Origin of the sequence: Bacillus sp. CD3-5 (assembly GCF_006349665.1) — a bacterium.
Lineage (GTDB): Bacteria > Bacillota > Bacilli > Bacillales > Bacillaceae_G > Bacillus_A > Bacillus_A paranthracis.
Genome location: NZ_VEPX01000001.1, coordinates 606391 through 624247, shown reverse-complemented (window position 1 = coordinate 624247; position 17857 = coordinate 606391). Strand labels below are relative to the sequence as shown.

General features: G+C 32.8%; 21 protein-coding genes. 4 read left to right on the top strand and 17 right to left on the bottom strand.

Annotated elements, in window-relative coordinates; translation table 11 throughout:
• Nucleotides 1-32: 32 nt before the first annotated feature.
• Nucleotides 33-893 (bottom strand): DegV family protein, encoded by an 861-nt coding sequence (locus FH036_RS03220; RefSeq protein WP_000538288.1) that lies wholly within the window; start codon nt 891-893, stop codon nt 33-35.
• A gap of 213 nt (nt 894-1106) precedes the next feature.
• On the opposite strand from FH036_RS03220, the gene FH036_RS03215 reads away from it, so the two are divergent.
• Nucleotides 1107-1538: a GNAT family N-acetyltransferase gene (locus FH036_RS03215; RefSeq protein WP_044792101.1), complete on the top strand. Its 432-nt coding sequence runs from the start codon at nt 1107-1109 to the stop codon at nt 1536-1538.
• A 502-nt stretch (nt 1539-2040) separates the two neighbouring features.
• Here FH036_RS03215 and FH036_RS03210 read toward each other — a convergent pair.
• Nucleotides 2041-2838, bottom strand: a complete 798-nt coding sequence (locus FH036_RS03210) for a GNAT family N-acetyltransferase (RefSeq protein WP_044792100.1) — start codon at nt 2836-2838, stop codon at nt 2041-2043.
• A gap of 244 nt (nt 2839-3082) precedes the next feature.
• Nucleotides 3083-3862, bottom strand: coding sequence for a BC_2878 family exosporium-associated protein (locus FH036_RS03205; protein ID WP_139895332.1), 780 nt, complete (start codon nt 3860-3862; stop codon nt 3083-3085).
• Between the two features lie 237 nt (nt 3863-4099).
• On the opposite strand from FH036_RS03205, the gene FH036_RS03200 reads away from it, so the two are divergent.
• Nucleotides 4100-4420 (top strand): hypothetical protein, encoded by a 321-nt coding sequence (locus tag FH036_RS03200; RefSeq protein WP_070806271.1) that lies wholly within the window; start codon nt 4100-4102, stop codon nt 4418-4420.
• 54 nt (nt 4421-4474) lie between these two features.
• On the opposite strand, the gene FH036_RS03195 is transcribed toward FH036_RS03200, so the two are convergent.
• The 5 genes from FH036_RS03195 to FH036_RS03175 all read right to left on the bottom strand — a co-directional run bounded on the left by FH036_RS03195 (nt 4475) and on the right by FH036_RS03175 (nt 10003).
• Nucleotides 4475-6010 (bottom strand): MDR family MFS transporter, encoded by a 1536-nt coding sequence (locus FH036_RS03195; protein WP_070806272.1) that lies wholly within the window; start codon nt 6008-6010, stop codon nt 4475-4477.
• 24 nt (nt 6011-6034) lie between these two features.
• Entirely contained in the window at nt 6035-6742 is a 708-nt protein-coding gene (locus FH036_RS03190; protein ID WP_000400897.1) for a hypothetical protein, read from the bottom strand.
• 18 nt (nt 6743-6760) lie between these two features.
• A complete protein-coding gene (locus FH036_RS03185) occupies nt 6761-7471 on the bottom strand; it encodes a bactofilin family protein (protein WP_139895331.1) in 711 nt (236 codons plus the stop codon).
• Between the two features lie 13 nt (nt 7472-7484).
• Nucleotides 7485-8108 carry a YhbD family protein gene (locus FH036_RS03180; protein WP_000102250.1) on the bottom strand — a complete coding sequence of 208 codons (624 nt, stop codon included), beginning with the start codon at nt 8106-8108 and terminating at the stop codon, nt 7485-7487.
• Between the two features lie 158 nt (nt 8109-8266).
• Nucleotides 8267-10003 carry an ABC transporter substrate-binding protein gene (locus FH036_RS03175; RefSeq protein ID WP_000470191.1) on the bottom strand — a complete coding sequence of 579 codons (1737 nt, stop codon included), beginning with the start codon at nt 10001-10003 and terminating at the stop codon, nt 8267-8269.
• A 101-nt stretch (nt 10004-10104) separates the two neighbouring features.
• Between FH036_RS03175 and FH036_RS03170 the strand changes: the two genes are divergently transcribed.
• Nucleotides 10105-11343: an MDR family MFS transporter gene (locus tag FH036_RS03170; RefSeq protein WP_001016139.1), complete on the top strand. Its 1239-nt coding sequence runs from the start codon at nt 10105-10107 to the stop codon at nt 11341-11343.
• An 80-nt stretch (nt 11344-11423) separates the two neighbouring features.
• Here FH036_RS03170 and FH036_RS03165 read toward each other — a convergent pair whose 3' ends face one another.
• The 9 genes from FH036_RS03165 to FH036_RS03125 form a co-directional block, all read right to left on the bottom strand.
• Nucleotides 11424-12068 carry a YjgB family protein gene (locus FH036_RS03165; protein ID WP_139895330.1) on the bottom strand — a complete coding sequence of 215 codons (645 nt, stop codon included), beginning with the start codon at nt 12066-12068 and terminating at the stop codon, nt 11424-11426.
• Nucleotides 12069-12095: 27 nt separating this feature from the next.
• On the bottom strand, nt 12096-12941 hold the full coding sequence (locus FH036_RS03160; RefSeq protein ID WP_139895329.1) for a DUF5700 domain-containing putative Zn-dependent protease: 846 nt from the start codon (nt 12939-12941) through the stop codon (nt 12096-12098).
• A 142-nt stretch (nt 12942-13083) separates the two neighbouring features.
• Nucleotides 13084-13230, bottom strand: coding sequence for a hypothetical protein (locus FH036_RS03155; protein WP_000959546.1), 147 nt, complete (start codon nt 13228-13230; stop codon nt 13084-13086).
• A gap of 169 nt (nt 13231-13399) precedes the next feature.
• A complete protein-coding gene (locus FH036_RS03150; protein ID WP_000847587.1) occupies nt 13400-13795 on the bottom strand; it encodes a hypothetical protein in 396 nt (131 codons plus the stop codon).
• Nucleotides 13796-13872: 77 nt separating this feature from the next.
• Complete coding sequence (locus FH036_RS03145) at nt 13873-14115, bottom strand: GlsB/YeaQ/YmgE family stress response membrane protein (protein ID WP_000638307.1); 243 nt, start codon at nt 14113-14115, stop codon at nt 13873-13875.
• 179 nt (nt 14116-14294) lie between these two features.
• Complete coding sequence (locus FH036_RS03140) at nt 14295-15260, bottom strand: nucleoside hydrolase (protein ID WP_000029506.1); 966 nt, start codon at nt 15258-15260, stop codon at nt 14295-14297.
• Between the two features lie 77 nt (nt 15261-15337).
• Nucleotides 15338-15526 carry a YvzF family protein gene (locus tag FH036_RS03135; protein WP_000621882.1) on the bottom strand — a complete coding sequence of 63 codons (189 nt, stop codon included), beginning with the start codon at nt 15524-15526 and terminating at the stop codon, nt 15338-15340.
• Between the two features lie 70 nt (nt 15527-15596).
• Nucleotides 15597-16382 (bottom strand): class I SAM-dependent methyltransferase, encoded by a 786-nt coding sequence (locus FH036_RS03130; protein WP_000031325.1) that lies wholly within the window; start codon nt 16380-16382, stop codon nt 15597-15599.
• Nucleotides 16383-16578: 196 nt separating this feature from the next.
• Entirely contained in the window at nt 16579-16947 is a 369-nt protein-coding gene (locus FH036_RS03125) for a hypothetical protein (RefSeq protein ID WP_000067103.1), read from the bottom strand.
• 478 nt (nt 16948-17425) lie between these two features.
• Here FH036_RS03125 and FH036_RS03120 point away from each other — a divergent pair, with 478 nt between their 5' ends.
• Nucleotides 17426-17578 carry a YqbF domain-containing protein gene (locus FH036_RS03120; RefSeq protein WP_080559811.1) on the top strand — a complete coding sequence of 51 codons (153 nt, stop codon included), beginning with the start codon at nt 17426-17428 and terminating at the stop codon, nt 17576-17578.
• The last annotated feature ends 279 nt before the right edge of the window (nt 17579-17857 follow it).

Sequence of the window (17857 nt, the reverse complement as noted above, 5' to 3'; positions counted from 1 at the left end):
AAGAAAAAAAGATTGATCAAAAGATCAATCCTTTACTCTACTTCATTTAAGAAAAATAACGTTATAACGCCAGGTCCTGTATGTGCTCCGATTGCTGCACCAATTGTATTTACGATAAATACTTCACAGCCAAATCTTTCTGTAATTAATGCTTTTAATGCTTCAGCTGTTTCTAAGTCATCGCCATGAGTCATACCAATTGTTTGACCTTTAAGCTCTTTTCCGCGTTCTTCCATAATATCTACAATACGGCTCAATACTTTCTTTTTCCCTCGTACTTTTTCAAGTGGTACAAGTTTTCCTTCTTCCACGTTTAAGATCGGTTTAATGTTTAGTAAACCACCGATAAATCCTGCGACTTTACTTAAACGTCCACCTCTCACTAAGTACTGTAAGTCAGCTACAGTGAAGATATGTTCCATATGGTTCATTAGAAAATCAACACGTTTTAAAATATCTTCTTTTGATGCGCCGTCTTTTGCCATTTTAGCAGCTTCTAAAACGACAAGTCCTTGACCAAGCGAAGCACATTTCGTATCAATAATTTCTAAGTCTAAGTTAGCATATGTTTCTTTTACTTCCTCTTTAATGAGAACTGATGATTGATATGTACCAGACAGTTCAGATGAAAAAGCTAAATATATACAAGGATTACCTTCTTTTGCATAAGAAACAAATTTCTCTTGGAAAGTTTCAAGGGAAGGCAATGACGTTCTATAAACAGCGCCTTCTCTCATGTTTTGCAATAACGTAACTGACTCTAATGTAACTCCATCTAAATACTCTGTTTCTGCTTCATCATAAACACGGAGTGGAATTAAATCAATATCATATGCTTGCAGCAATTCTACCGGTAAATCCGCCGCACTATCCGTAATGATTTTAACACCCATTTTTAAACCTCTATTCTGTTATAAATATAAAAATATAAAATAAAAATAGTACTTTTAAATTATATACGTAAAACTTAAATGAAGAAAGGAAAAGACTTTATATTGTATGCACTATTCTTCAAAACTTGAACTGTTATTAAAAATCATCTAAATTTAACCGCTTTACATTCTGTATAATACAAATATATCGAATTTTCCAAAGGAGTGATACAAATGAGCATTCAACTAGCTACATCTAATGATCTAGAATGGATTAATAAACAATATGACTCAATAGGATTTGTACGAAGTGATTTAAATCGAGAGAAAGTCGCAATCATTACATACAACAATGAGTATGCAGGTGTTGGACGATTAGTCCAAATAGATGAAGATACTTTAGAAATGGGCGGGATTTATATTCTCCCTCAATTTAGAGGGCTACACTTAGCCGGGGAACTTGTTTCATTTTTAGTAGAAACTGCGAAGAAATTACAAGTTCCAAATGTATATTGTCTTCCTTTTGAGGAATTAGAAAACTTTTATAAGAAATATGGCTATACTGAGGTCGATACTACGAAAGAAGTTGTTCATCCAATTATTCTAGAAAAATATAATTGGTGTTTGGATCATTATGAAAAGCATGTTTTATTATTTAAGTTGTAAAGGTACCTAAAGTGAGTATATATAAATATTAATTATACTTTTCCGCATAGATAATAACCCTACTTTATTTGGTCAACATCAGCTTCTACAAGATATACTATTACTTCTTACGCTGTCTTTTTTCTTAACCTTACTTTTGTATAAAAGATTAGTTTGTTTAAAATTACCTTAAATCGTATTCAAATAAACTAATCGAAAGGCCAATTCTTATATAATACAATTAAGTAATTAAAAGGAGCGTTATTTATGATAGATGTAATAAGACTCGTTATCTTTACTGTAGTTGCAATTGGTGCCATTATTAACATATACATAGAATTTAAAAAACCTAAAAAAAGTATATTCTCAATCGTTTTTTTATCAGTACTCTTAATTGGATCCTCAGGGTTAATTAAAAATATTTTATCTCAACTTTTATAGAAGATTGATTAAAAATCAACCTCCCGTCAATAATGTAAGTAACATGATTGTATCTCTCCATTCCCCCTTTGGAGAGGAGCAGTTAGCTTTTGCTAACTGCTCTTTTATTTGAACTATTATCCACAAAATAAGTATCATACGCCTTATCAAAAACATATCCTAGTTTTTCAGCTAGTTTTGCAGATGTAGTATTCGCTGCATCCCAGTTTGGATATATCCCTTTTTCTAAACAGTCCAAGATGAGTGCTGCACTAACTATAGTCGCCAATCCTTTTCTTCTATAATTGTGATCAGTCGCAACTTCAATTTCAATGCCATTATCATAAATGCTATATGATGATGCACCGCATACAACTTCTCCTTTATACAAAATACAATACCCTATACCTCGGTTTATATAATCTTCTACAGATTGAAATTGACTTGTAAAATCTTTAGAGACTTTATGTAATGTAGGGTTATTTACGATATTTTCATCTATTCTTCTTAACTCGTATCCTTTTGGAAGCGCTGATATAAGAGATTGTAATTTTGAACGATCAAAAACTTCTGCATTACGTTTAAATTTATATCGTAAAAACTTATCTATTTTTCTTTCGTAAAATGTTTCTAAACGCTTTTTCCATTCTACACTATTTACGATGACTAACATTCTATCAGGAATGTTTCGAAGCAATTCTTCTGTTTCTTTCACCTTTGAATCCCCAGCGTAAAATGTAAAGATCCCTACCGTAATTTGCGCTACTGTCGGATTTTCAAGATCATTTACCCAAGCGGTACCCATATGTCCTTGTAAATAAGAAAGTAAAACAACGTTATTGAAATCTTCGAACATAGTAACTAATTTTTCTCTTGTATGTATATTCGCTTCATATATCATTTACATTCCTGCTTTCTTTAGAATTAATGTACTTCTACTCTTTTCTACATATAAGCAAACGTCTACTACATTCCATATAATTATAAATTATTCATAAATATAAAATTATTATAACATTTAATCAAAAAGTAAATGACTTTCTAGTGTATAGGTTTACAGATAATATACTTAATAAAAATTCACAATCTATATTATTATGTAAAAACCCTCAACATTAGTTTAAGGGTTCATTTAAATATATATGTTATAACTCATTCTTATAAACAAATGATTCTGTTCCTCCGTTTTTATATACTTTAGTTACTTTAACAACTGATGTGTACGTATTATCGTCATTCGATATTATCTTTTTCATCTCTTCTATTTCAGCATTACCAGTTCCACTCTCTATCCTCAAACAACTCGAAATGTTGAGGTATCCACTCGATGCGAAAAGAATAATAAACGTAAGATCAGGGAAATTAATGAACAGTATTCCAAACTTTAAAGGATTCGTAGCCGTATCAGATAATACTAGTCGGAAACTTAATAATTCAGGCACTTGAACAAAATCTTTAGAAACAATTGCTTCACCTATTATAGTAATTTGTTTTACTACATTTCCCATCTCATCTATAAACTCAGTACAACTAGGCGCATCAATTGTTTTTGCTTGAAGTGATAAATTCAATTCTGAATTGTGAAAGTCAAAAAAGAGTGTGCTTCCCTCTGTTAAACATTGCGGACAAACGTTTCCAAGTAGACTGAAATCCTCTTCAATAAATTTGACTTTCGTTTTACAACTACAAACTTTTCCTATTCGAATTGCATCAATCTTAGAGCAATCTACAAAAATAACCTCATCGACCTCTTGTACGAAGGATACGACACCATTCTTCTTATTAAATGAAAGAAAATAAGATACAACAATTTCATTTCCGGCAATTACAATACTCTCAACTTTTGTAAAAGGCTCTAGACTTCGCAAAAATTCACAAATACTATTTTGGCAACATCGATCATTTCGTTTCGGCTCACAACCCACTTACACTCCATCCCTTCTCTATATGTTTTATCTCATACACATAATATGAGCGGGATATGAGAAAAGCTTGGACAATATAACTTTAACGTAGGAATATATTTGCCTACTTATCGCATTAAAAATGAGTACTAACACATAAATTCCCCTATAAATACATATAACAATTTCATCTTTCATGAAAAAAACGTTATAATGAAGTGTAGCCTCTACGATTACGTTATAAAGGAGATTAAAACAATGGCTAAAATTAAAGTATACCAAGCAAAAGAAGAAAATATCGAAGCAGTAAAAAACATCATTGATGTTGAAGAACAAAATCCAACTGCTGAAAACTTACAAAATCTATACGCATGTGTATTAGATACTGAAGATATGGCATTGCCTGAATCATACATTGAAGAAGATATCTTAATTGATTCTATTGAAGTTATGGTTAACGCTTCTCAAAGCAAAATAAGAGACTTAGGTGCTTACGATGTAATCGAAGTTCAAAACAAAGGTAAGAAAACACAAATTTTATTATTAGCAGACGAAGAATACGAAATCATCGAAGGCTAATCTAAATCCGTACATACGAAAAAGCTCCTTTCCAATTGGAAGGGAGCTTTTTCATCACGCTTTTGATGTTTCACTCTTTTTATTCTTTTGTTGTTTTTTAATTACCATGCGCTCATTTCCCATAAAGAAAATAAATATGAATGCTAAACCAGCTGGTACCAATGCCCACATAAATGTTTGGACAATTGAGCTAGAAAGAGCATCAATAATTTTATCTAATATTTGCGGTGGAATTTGAGATCTTGCCGATTCTGATAGAATAGCTCTTGAATCTCCTAAAGCGTTTGTATTCATTCCCCCGTTCATACCTTTAAATGCTTCTTCTAATTGATCTTGGAAACCTGTTCTTTGGATCATTCCGAAGATTGTAATACCAAGCGTCATGCCTAATGAACGAATGAAGTTACTCGTTGAAGTCGCAGACCCTCGCTGTTCCATACCAAAGTTGTGGATAGCCGCCATACTTAGTACAGAGAATGAGAAACCAACTCCAAATCCAATAATAATCATATACACTGTTAATAATACACGACTTGTTTCTGGCGTTAATGTGCTTAATAAGAATAGTCCAATTAGCATAATAACAGCAGAAATAATCATAATGTTTCTGTAGCTAAGCTTCGTCGTTAGAAATCCACCTAATTGTGCTGTTACAACTGATCCTAACATCATCGGTAATAGTAGTAATCCTGAGTTTGTTGCGGTACCTCCGTATACACCTTGAATGAATAACGGAATGTATACAGTTGCTGACATAAACGCAGCACCATAACATAAAGCAATAATGGTACTCATTCCGAATAAGCGCTGCTTAAACATCTCAAATGATATGATTGGCTCTTCTACTTTTCCTTCAATAATAATAAATGCAATAATTAAAATAGCGAATCCACCAAATAAACTTAAAATAAAGCTAGAATCCCAATCATATTTTTGTCCGCCAAGTTCAAGTGCAAACATTAAAGAAACTACTGCACCAACTAAAGTAATTGCGCCGAACCAATCAATTTTTTGTTTTCTATGAACTCGTGATTCTTTATAAAAGAATGTAATAAAAATAAGTGCTAAAATGCCAAGCGGTAAGTTAATGTAAAATACCCAGTGCCAGCTAATGTAATCTGTAATATATGCGCCGAGTAACGGACCAAAAATACTTGATAAACCAAATACCGCTCCGAATAAACCACCCATTTTCCCGCGCTTTTCAGGAGGGAAAATATCAAAAACGATTGTAAACGCGATCGGCACTAATGCCCCGCCGCCAATACCTTGAATGGCACGATAAATACCTAACTGTGTAATATTTTCAGCAGTACCACAAAGTGCCGAACCAATCATAAAGACAATTAAACCGAAAATAAAGAATCTCTTTCTACCATACATATCTGATAGTTTACCGAAAATCGGCATACCTGCCATTTCTGCGACCATATAGGCAGAAACAACCCATACAAAGTTTTCAAGGCCTCCTAAGTCACCAACGATCGTTCCCATCGCCGTTACGACAATGGTATTATCCATTGATGCCATTAGTATACCTAGCAATAAGCCCGCCACAACAAAGCCAAGCTTATTATTCTTCTCAACCATATCTCTTGCTCTCCCTCGTATTACTTATATTTGTTTATGTTCTTTTACGACTGCATTACCTTTTTGATTAAAACTAGTATGATATTCTACAACACTAATTTCACACCCAGGGCCAATTGTAACGTTGTTTCCTCTCACTACGTCAGCAATCGTATGTTCTAAATAAATATCATCTCCTTCAATAATTGTAGTTTGTAGGTTACCAGCATGACTAATAAAAGGAAGAAATCTCGCTTTTTTACGAATCGTAATTTTTTTACCACCAATTTCTCTTACCTTACTTCCTTCATAACGAAGTGAGATTTGAATATTTTCAGCATTAAGTAATCCATCACTTTCAAGACCACCAGTTAATGATAAATCTTCTACTTCAATATTTCCCCTCACATTTAAAGCACCTTTTACATCGACAAAATCACCTGAAAACTTCCCAGCAATATCTATCATACCTCTAACTTTTGTTTTTTCAATATGTGCATCACCATGCATTTGTGTATTACCATATACTTTTACATATTCTGCATCTACATTTCCTTGTACTTCACTATCTCCATACACAACATAATTTTTTACTTTCATATTACCCCGTACATCACTCGTGCCGTACGTTTTAAATTCATTACAGCTCATATCATTAGAAATCGTTCCTTCGCCGCGTATCTTCACTTTATTATAATCTCCGCCTGCTGAATTACCGGAACCATTTACTGTGAGACTATGTGGATGTTCCATAGTGCTTTCTCCCTCCCATTAAACCTGCTTAATTTCTTTTACATTTGCGCTTTTATCAACAGTTAGAACACCTGTATATTCAATGAGTTCAATCTCACAGTTCGGTCCTACTGTAATATTATTTCCTCTTACCGTTCTTATGTGAGCATAATCAATATCAATATTGTCACCTTCTAATAGTTCAGCTTCTAACTGCAAGCCAAATACTGTTTTAAATAGCCTACTTAATGTACCTGATCTATGTCTTACTTTAATCGTTTGACCACCAATTTCTTTCGCGCGACATGTACCGTGAATATTAATATTTATTTCATCAGCGCTTAATAATCCGCCAATTGTAAATTGTCCTTCTGAAGAAAAAGTATCCACTTCACAATTACCGTCAATTGTTGCTTGACCATTAACTTTAAATTCTTCACCTGTGACATTTCCACCTATCGTACCTTTTCCTGCAATTTTCAAACTGTTTGCCTTTACATTTTGCGTAATTGTAGCTTTTCCATCAATTCGCATCGTTTCAGCATGAACTGTGCCATCAACTTTACCAGATCCGCTAATTCGTGCTCTGCTACTTTTCAAGTCGCCAGTAACTGCACCGTAACCGTTACATTCAAATTGCTCACATTCAACATTTCCATTCACAGTTCCTTTTCCGTTTAATTGCACTTTATGAAACTCGCCGCCATTCGATGAACCGTAACCATTTATAATCAAATTATGTGTACGCATACTTTCTCCTCCACTACAACAATTTAGTTTTTAATGCTTCGGTATATTTCATAATCGCTTCGCGCAAAACGATTTTGGTGCCTTTTTCAAAAATTAAGTCGTCCACGTTTGAAACTAAGAAACATGTAGAAATCCCTAACTTTCGGACAATGATTAAGTCACACGTTTTATGTTTCATTGCTTCATAATTTTCACTTAAAACTTGCAAAACCATTTTTCCTTCTTCTAAACTAATCTCTCCCGATTGTAGTAATTCTTCTAACATATACACATAAAGAATATCTACAAATTGAAACTCTGCTGTTTTATTCGTTTGTTCTATAAAAAATTGTAAAACTGGTTCTGATGCAATCCCCTTACGTAAAATGTCTTCCTTCGTTAAAAGAATTTCTCTCACACTCGGTGAAAACATATTCGCTAGTTCATCTAGTGATAGATCCTCTTTCATCGTTTGGATTTTATCAATTCGCTCTAAAATCTTTTCTTTCGGAAAAAATGTCTCCTGACCCGTGAATGTAGACTTTCGTACAAACCAATCTTCCGGTATTAAATTTTTTCTTTTCCACCTATATAACTGTCCATATGAAATACCAGTAAGTTCTAATAAATCTTTTTTTGAAATTAAATCTGTACTCAACTGTATAACACTCCTTCCTGATAACAATGTAACATAACACTGTTACGCTGTAAATAGACTTTTATCACAAGTAGCGTAACAATGTGTAAAACAATCCTATTTTACATACAAAAAGGCCCTTGCACATCTCATAAAAAATGCATAAGAACCTTTATCTATCAAGGTTTAAACCATATTCTATAAAAATCAATCCACCCTTGTGAATTAATCATTATATTTTGTACTTTTTCATGAGAAATTACTTGTTGTTTGTTACGGTATAAAGGAATAATTTGAATTTGACGTAACAATGTCTCCTCAATATCGCGTAACAGTGCAACTCTTTTCTCTACTTGTTCTTGTTTAAAATAAGGGGACAATGATTTATGAAAATCCACGCTGCTTTGCCCATGAATAAAACTGTTTTTTGTAAGAAACATATATAGCAAACTATCTTCTATTCGTTCGCCAATTGTTGCGCTATCATGCATCATATCAGCCTTTTGTATCGTACTAATTTCTAAAAGATCTTCTATTTCAAGAAAATTAGTTTCTACACGAATCCCGTACTTCGCACACTCTTTTTGTATCCATTGTGCATCTTCAACGTGATCTCGTCCTGTAAATGTGTATAGTTGTAGCACTTCACTATGATACGTACTCCTTTTAATTAAACTTTGGATATCTTCGTCAATATCTACTATACTTTCATTTGCTAATATTAGTTTCTTTGCCACTTCTCCACGTTCTCCGCCGAGTTCTTTAACGATTGCATGGCCATGAATGATTTTATATAACGCTTTTCGGAACATATAATCTTGCATTGGTCCTTCTTTTGCAAGATTGCATGTTATATATGTCACGTTCGACTCAAGCCGAGATAGTTCTTTATTATGTTTTTCTTTATCTTTATACTGCGCCTTTACTAACACGTCATATGTATTTACACTTCGCTTCACATTCAATAGTTCAATTCGGTCAAGGAAAGGTCTTTCGCGATAATATAAATCATGTGCTTCTAGTACAAACAGATTTGCATTCTTCTCTCGTAATGAAAAAGGCCCTGTACCAATGAAGTTTCCCGCTTCATCTTCCTTTACGATAGAACACTGTTCTGCACTTAGCATATGTAAAAACATCCTATTTTCCGTATGCAATTGAATTTCAACAACAAATTCATCCACTGCACGGAAACTTTCAACATGTTGTAACATCCATGCGTGTGGGTTGTTTTCAGTTTTCATAAATCGATTCAATGAATGTATAACATCATGTGCAGTAAGTTGTTTCCTATTATGAAAGTGAACTCCTTTTCGTAAATAAAACGTCCATATCTTTTCTGCATCATTATATTCCCATTGAAAAGAAAGCCTTGGTTCTATTGAGTTTGTTTCCTCATTTATATATACGAGTGTATCAAAAATATGTTTAACCATATGACATTCTGAGCGCATCGTAGCGTAAACCGGATCTAAAGCGATGTCCAGGTTCATTTGTACTTGCAAACGAAGTACGTCTTTTCTTCCTTCAGGTGTCCGTTCTATTTGATGACCAAATATGGAATCTACCCAAACTTCATACTCTTTCTTTACTGACGGAAATTGTGCGCTGTAGCGCTCTACAAATGAGATTCCACTTTTTACATCCCCTTTTTTCGTTAACTCTTTTCCTCTGTTTAAAATTAATGTCATTGGTTGCTTTTGAAATATTAGTTTAGAACGATTCCCTCTTCCGCGCCCTGGAAACCAAACAATCCAACGTAGTTCTTCTAACTTTTTTATTATTAATTTACTATTACGCTCTGTACAAAATAATGTTTCGGATATATTTTGCACTGTTATTTCTAATTGTTCTCCTTCTTTTTTCCCTTTCCCATAGGCAATCCATAGTTCAATGTATTGATCTAAAATAAACATCATATTCCCCCTAAAAGGTGAAAAATACTCCCTATTCTTTCTACCCTTTTTCCAATTCTCCTTTCATCTTATCATTTCAATATAGAAAGGAGGAAATAACATTGAATCATCTCTTATTACGTTACAATAAACCAATCATCATTCGACTGTGCGGTGAATTATTAACTCGAACAACTGAATCAATGTTAGCTATCATTATGATTATTTACGTTAATAAGGTGCTAAACGGCAATATTATGATGACTATGCTTATTTTCGGGTTACAACCGCTTTCGGACATTATATTTACACTTATTGCTGGAAGAGTGACTGATGAATATGGGCGAAAGAAAATTATGTTACTCGGCTTATTACTACAAGGCGTTGCAATTGGTAGCTTCATCTTTGCTCAATCCGTTTTTATATTTGCTTTGTTATATGTCATAAATGGGGTTGGCCGTTCCTTATATATTCCCGCTCAACGGGCACAAATTGCTGATTTAACAAAACATGGGCAGCAAGCAGAAGTTTTCTCTCTTCTGCAAACGATGGGAGCAATAGGTACTCTAATCGGCCCTTTAATTGGTACTATTTTTTATAAGACTCACCCTGAATATGTATTTATCGTGCAAAGCATTGCACTTATAGCATATGCAGTCGTTGTTTGGATACAGCTTCCAGAAACCGCTCCGGCAATGACAACACCAACGCAAAAGCTTGAAGTATCATCTCCAAAACAATTTGTACAAAAACATTACGCCGTATTTGGACTAATGATCACTACACTTCCTATTAGCTTTTTTTATGCACAAACTGAAACAAATTATCTTATTTTCGTGAAACATACACTTCCGGATTTCGATCGCATACTCGTTTTTATTACAACATGCAAAGCTCTTATGGAAATCACTCTACAAGTTTTCCTTGTGAAATGGTCTGAACAATTTTCTATGGCGAAAATCATACTTATTGCTTACACCTGCTTTACGATAGCTGCAATTGGCTATGGATTTTCAGCAACAATCTTGTCACTATTTTTCACATTACTCTTTTTAGTCATTGGAGAAAGTGTTGCTTTCAACCATTTGCTTCGATTCGTTTCAGAAATCGCTCCTTCAGATAAACGTGGATTGTATTTTTCAATTTACGGCTTACACTGGGATGTATCTCGAACTTGTGGTCCTGTTATCGGTGCGGTTTTATTAAGTAAACTAAACGGTAGTATGCTATTTTATATTTGTGCTTGTTTCTTAACAATTGGAGGCATTATCCAAGCTTTTTTTGTTCGAAATTTAGAGCGTAAGAAAAGAAGTAAAGATATTCAAAAAGATGTTTTAGAGCATCCCCATCATATTTTATAAAAGGAAGTTTCTTATTTACACAAAAAAAGATGTCACATAGTCATCGATTTCGACTTTTGTGACATCCTTTTTTTAATATCCTACCCTGCCATTTTATTTATACTATCCTCTGGCGAAAATACCGAAATGTGATTTACTTTACCAGTCGATTTTGGAATGATAAATTTCAATTCAAACTGATTATTTACTTTATATACATATATTTTATCATCACCATTTCCTTTAACTGAGTTTGGTTTTCCTAATACTTTTTCAATTTCTTGTAATGTAATTGATTTTAGTTCTGCATGATAGGAGCGTACATCAAAAACTTGTGATCCTTTATTAAAACCGAAGGAAACATTTTTATTTGTAAAAGTTGCGTACATTCCGTTTCCTGCTTGTTCTGTTTTATCTGCTTTCCCCCACGCTTTTTCTATTTCTTCAATATCTCCTGTATGAGCTGCGAACGGAACATTAGGTACTTTTCCTTCTTTCGCTAATTCAAACAAGTTTTTAACGTGGTTAATTGATTTTTGATTTATAACTGTATCCTTCGAATTTGAATCGGTATTTGATTTAATCTCAGGCCCTTTCTTTCCTTCAGAAGAAGTATTCTGTTCGTTTTTACTATTTTCCGAAGTTGGGTTTGCTTCCTTTTTTTCATCTGTTCCTTTACATGCCGCTAAAGTAAATATGCATGTAAAAGTAAGAAATAATAAAGCTATCTTTACATACACTTTCATATATTTCAGCTCCCTATTAAATGCTATTCATTTCGATAACCAATCCAACACACTACTTTTTAAATTGTATTTATTCCAAAAAGTAAATACTTCACTCTCTCCCAATGCTTGTACAATATATTCTACAAAAGCAGTTCCTAAAAAATAACCGAGTCGGTTGTATCCAAAATATTGTCCGCCAGATAACCGAAACCACTCTTTCTCTTTTTCAAACGTCCATCCTTCTATATAATCTTCCAAAAAACGTTTCTTTATATATTCTTCATTTTCTATATAGCATTGTAACCAACGTTCACCATCATTGTCATATGAGTAATATACTGATTCATTTAAACCTTTTATAATTTGCTTTGATAAGTATGTTGCAACGCCTTCACGATACAAATTAACTGCCGCATCGGTCCACTCAGCTTTCTCCCAGTCCATTCCATCATTTTGTAACATAACATTATGATATATATGTCCTATTTCGTGAGCGACAATAACACGAAGGTGATTTAAATCTGGAGATAATTTTTCTGCGGCAAAAAACATATCTCCAATAATCTCCCTTTCTACAAATGCATTAGAGCCAAAAGCTCCAACAAATAAATGAAATGTTACTTCTAAGTCGAAGCCAAACTGAATGTAATAATCCTTATTAATCTCTTGAATAATTCGTGGTAAATTTTCCGAAACACTATGTATATCTCCTAGTTTTTCTGGATACTTTTCAATTGCACTATAAAGACGTTCTTTCGTCTTAGGACAGTGAAATGTAAAATATTCTTTAAATACTTCTGGATGCCTATCATAATATTTATTCAAGTTATGTAGTCCTATATTACTGCTTTCCCAAAGTCTCGAAAAGCTTGGAATTATATTGTTAATCATTGTATTCATCTCCTTATATACACTTTCTCTTCTCAGTGATTATATCCTTTATCTTTAGCTTAAATATGTTGTCACATCAGCTCCTTAAAACAGAAAAAACCAGCAGGAAGTGTTTATTCTACTCCTACTGGTTTAATTGAAATTAAATGATGAATCTTAACTTTTTAAGGGATGTAACAACAATACTTTTTACCGTTTCAAAATTATGAGCAAATGTATTATCTCCACTTAATGATGAAATGCATGTTAAACCTGCAGCTTTAATAAAAGCTTTTACATCTACAAGCATAGAATTAGCCCCCACAAATTTTTTAATTACAGTCATTATAACAGATGTTTTACAAATGAAACATGAGAGTTATAAATAATGCTACTTAGCTATTATTAATTTATTTAGTACACAGATTTATGTCATATAAAAAAGCTGCCCCAAAAAGGACAGCTTTACATATGTATTTTTACACTTCAATTGACTTACCATCTTCAACAATATGATAAAGTAAGTGAGCTAAATGATGAATTGGACCATACTCTTCCTCTTCTTCATCTGTTTCACCTTGGAACTCAAGATCATTTAAGTATAGTGCTAAAAATTGATAGTATAGTTTTAAATCAAATCCGTAGCACGCAGTTGGCTCTTCATGATCTCCTTCATATTGTAACATTAAGTATTGATCATTTCCTTCTGCATCTTCTGCATCAAAGAATACGAAGAATCCAACATTTGTATCTAAATCAAATAGATGACGAGTGCCTTTTTCTGTCGCTTTATTGAAGTCCTCTTCACTTAATTTATGTACTGTTGTCGCTTTAGCATTATCTTCTTGATGAAAATTTACTGTAAATGTTTTCAATGCTGACACCTCCTGATTGTATAATACTAGCATAACATATAAAAAGGACTGCTTACAAATGTAAACAGTCCTTACATTCATTTTCGCATTGCTCGCAATAAGAAACTTACGATGAAAATTAAAATAATCGCACCAATTAAAGCTGGAATAATTGCATATCCGCCGATTACTGGGCCGAAACTACCAAGTAATTTCCCACCAATCCAAGAACCAATAATACCAGCAATAATATTACCAATTACACCGCCTGGTACATCCCTACCAGTAATTAAGCTAGCAAGCCACCCTAATATACCACCAACGATTAAAGACCAAATCATATGATAACCTCCTTTATATTTCACCAATCAAAATATAATTAGAAACAATTGCTTACCATTAGTTATGTTACATTTTTCATAAGTTATTCATGGAGCATAACTGTATTTTTTTGTAAAAATAATACATGTTAATTAACTTTTTAGACTAACGATTTATGCAGCTTGAGATATTACACTTATTATGGACAATCGGGCTTCAATATTGTCCGCATAAACTCTTCTTTAAATGCAGGATAATTAAAACCAACCGCAATTCTTTGTATCGGCCGATCATCAAACCTCGTCGGCTCAGCTATTTTTCTAAAGTCAGCCACACTTTGTCCTCTTGTTACGTCATTTGTCGTACTAATCCAAACTGCAGATTTTTTATATTCAAAAATATCATCATTTATAAATGAAATGAACGGAAGCAAATCGTGAATCGGACTTCCAGCAATACCCGGGTATTCTTTTTTATAAAAGTTCTCATAATAAAAATCAATCATTGGTTTAATAAGCTTTGCCTGCCCTGTTCCTTCTTTATTAATAATATCCACCATTTCAGGCGTAATTAGGGCCTGTTGCGTTACATTTAATGGATAAATAGTCGCATTCTTTGCGTACTTCATTACAATATTTGCAGCAATTGGATCTCCATAAAAATTTGCCTCCGATACAGGAGTAACGTTACCAGGAAATAAAAACGCACCGCCCATAATATAATACGAACATATTTTATCCATTACATTTGGATATAATAAAAATAATGTTGCCAATGTTGTTAATCTTCCTGTCGCTACGATAATAATATCTTCTGGACAAGGCTCAATTAATTTAATTAATTCACAAAAATTTTCCCGTTTACAAATCCTCATTTCAGGTGGAATAATGGGACCTAGGCCGTGCTCTCCATGAATCTCAGGAAAAAACAAAGGTTCTTCAGCTGTCATCGGTCTTGCTGCACCCTCAATGATTTTTACTTCTGTAGCATAGTATCTTTCTAAAAAATACACATTTTCTGTTACGATTTCTCGCGATACATTCCCATATTCAGCAACAATACCTAAAATATCTAATTTACATGTTTTATTTGCATAAATTAACGCCACAGCATCATCAATACCAAAGTCTCCAAAAAAGACGATTTTCTTATTAACTATACTCACCCCTCTTCAGCATTATCTACTATTATTAGTATGTAAAAAAGACAAGGCTGTGAAACGGTGCAAACTAAAAAAGCCGCCTATTTATTGGCGACTTCAATCTTTTTATAAGATAAATATGCTAGTACATTTTTACTTGAATCATATTTTGGATTATTTCCTTTTCTTGGTTCTCTCGTATGTGTTTTTTCAAATCCAGGAATATCCGGCATTTTCTCCATAAATTCAAGCATTTCTTCTTCAGTTCCTTCAATACGTACGCGAATCATTATTCCATTTCCTCAATTCTCATTTTCTCTGTTACTAAGTATAACGTACTTTGGAAAGACTGCAAGAAATTTATCTTTTTAATGTTAAACTTTTTTTACATACAAACAATGCCATTTCAGTATAAAACGATATGATTTTATTATTTTCATATTGAATGTTAAAGAATTCTTGCATTTCAACTGATGTTTTCATCATACATTCTGTTAACTTCACCCGCTTCTGCAAAGGTACATTCATCATATCGCACCACCAGTCAAAATCAAATTTCTTGTCAAAAGTAAGACATGACTGCATTTGCAAACCATTTTTCTCTAATAAGGTAATCCATTCTGTTTTTTTCAAAGCCCGTTCATGACTCGGATCCCGCTTTTTTTCTATAAAATTATAAAATGTATCGTATTCATTATTTTCCGGTGAAACATTATCTATTAAAATAAACAATCCATTATCTTCTAACGTACGATTTACTTCATAAATAAACTGAGCTGGATTCATAAAGTGATGTGCTGCAATTCGGCACGTAATTGTATCAAAAGAACTATCAGAAAACGGTAAACTCTCAGCGTTTCCAGCAACAAAAGACACATTTTCATGGCCGTTACTTATAATAAATTTTTTTGCATTCTCTAACATTTTTTCTGTTAAGTCTAAAGCAACTACTTCTTTAAACAATGGCGCTAATACATTTGCAACATGTCCTCCGCCAGTAGCAATATCAAGAAGACGATTATTATGACGAGACTCAACTTGTTGAACTACATATTGTAAATCCGGTCCTTTAGCATGAATTTTACTTTTTACATACTTCTCCGCATTATTACCAAACTGTTGTTTCACAAGCTCTTCTTTACTCATTTTATCATCTTCTTTCTATTGTTATTTACATATAGAATTCATATAATAATTAAAGTTCTCTTTATGTATTTTCAAATCCTCTTTTCAGCTCACTTCTTATCATGCTGTCCTATCATCAACATAAAATCGATTTTCCGTTTACATATAAAACAAAAAAGGCTACGGGAACTTGTCCCCTAACCTGACTAAATATCAATTACATTTTTACTTTTTCATATACATCTATATAATATAAATCCTCTTTCAACTTCATAATAACGTCTACTTCGTTATAAGTAGCCTCACGAGCATGTAAACCAAATTGATCCATACCAATCCATATCCATCCAGGTGTATGATAGAGAACATCTATGTTAAAATACTCTAATTTAGTAAGCTCCGATTTAATAAATTTATCTTTATTAGCAATTTGTTTATCTATTAAACCATATTCTTTTCCATTTTCCAATAGCGATATAATTTTTCCTACAATCGGGTATTCACGAACAATAAAGTGATATTCTTTTTCCTCCACATTCGCCACAATTAAACGAGAATTAGATAAATCAGCCTCTAAATTCGACATCTTTATTTATTCACCTCCTTTATGAGTTTCATGAACATAATAACAAATGAATATTCAAATAATATTAATATAATGTAAAAAATAAAAAAGCTGACTTCCCTTTAGAAATCAGCCTTTATAGTTTAATCATCTGTATACTTTTACAAACTATTATAATGTTTCTTTTTCCTCATCCTTTCCAGAAACTAAATTCCCAATAGCATCTGCTGTTACTTCCACCACAAATTCACAAATTCCTGCTACAACTTCTCCAATCACTTCATCCATCATTTTTACCCCCTTATTTTATGTAACTTATTTGTAGTATAGAAGAGATTGGTTATTTTTAACTATCGGAAAACGTGACAACAACATTACAGTTTTGTAAGCTTTTTAATTTATTTCGCTTCTATACTTTGAAACTTCAAGTATGATTCACAAGCATATAGGTCATCATAATATTAAGTGAATACTAATTTTGCTAGAGGAGGCGTGTAAAATTTACTACGTAAAATTAATTAAAGGTCAATCCTTCTATGCTTTTAATCATCGTTTCTTAATATCTGAAGAAGAAGAGGTTTCCGAGAAAGTTTATAATTACTTACGTCGTAATGAATTTTTCGAAGTACGCAAAGAAGAATATTCGGCCTAATGTATAAAAAGTATCAAGAAAAATATCATTTACTTGTGATAATTTCTTGATGCTTTTATTTTATTTCTCCTTACCTTCAATGAATTTTTAATCATAAGTTTTGTACATTTGGACTTACTTGTTTCATCTATTAACACATCAAATTTTTGACAAATCAAAAAGATTGAATTCCATTCATGAAACACGTAATATAGACTCTGACTCTAAAAAATTTCGTTAAAAATAATACATAAAATAAGGAGGTTTTATATACGAGTTTTTCATTTTAAAAGACGGCGA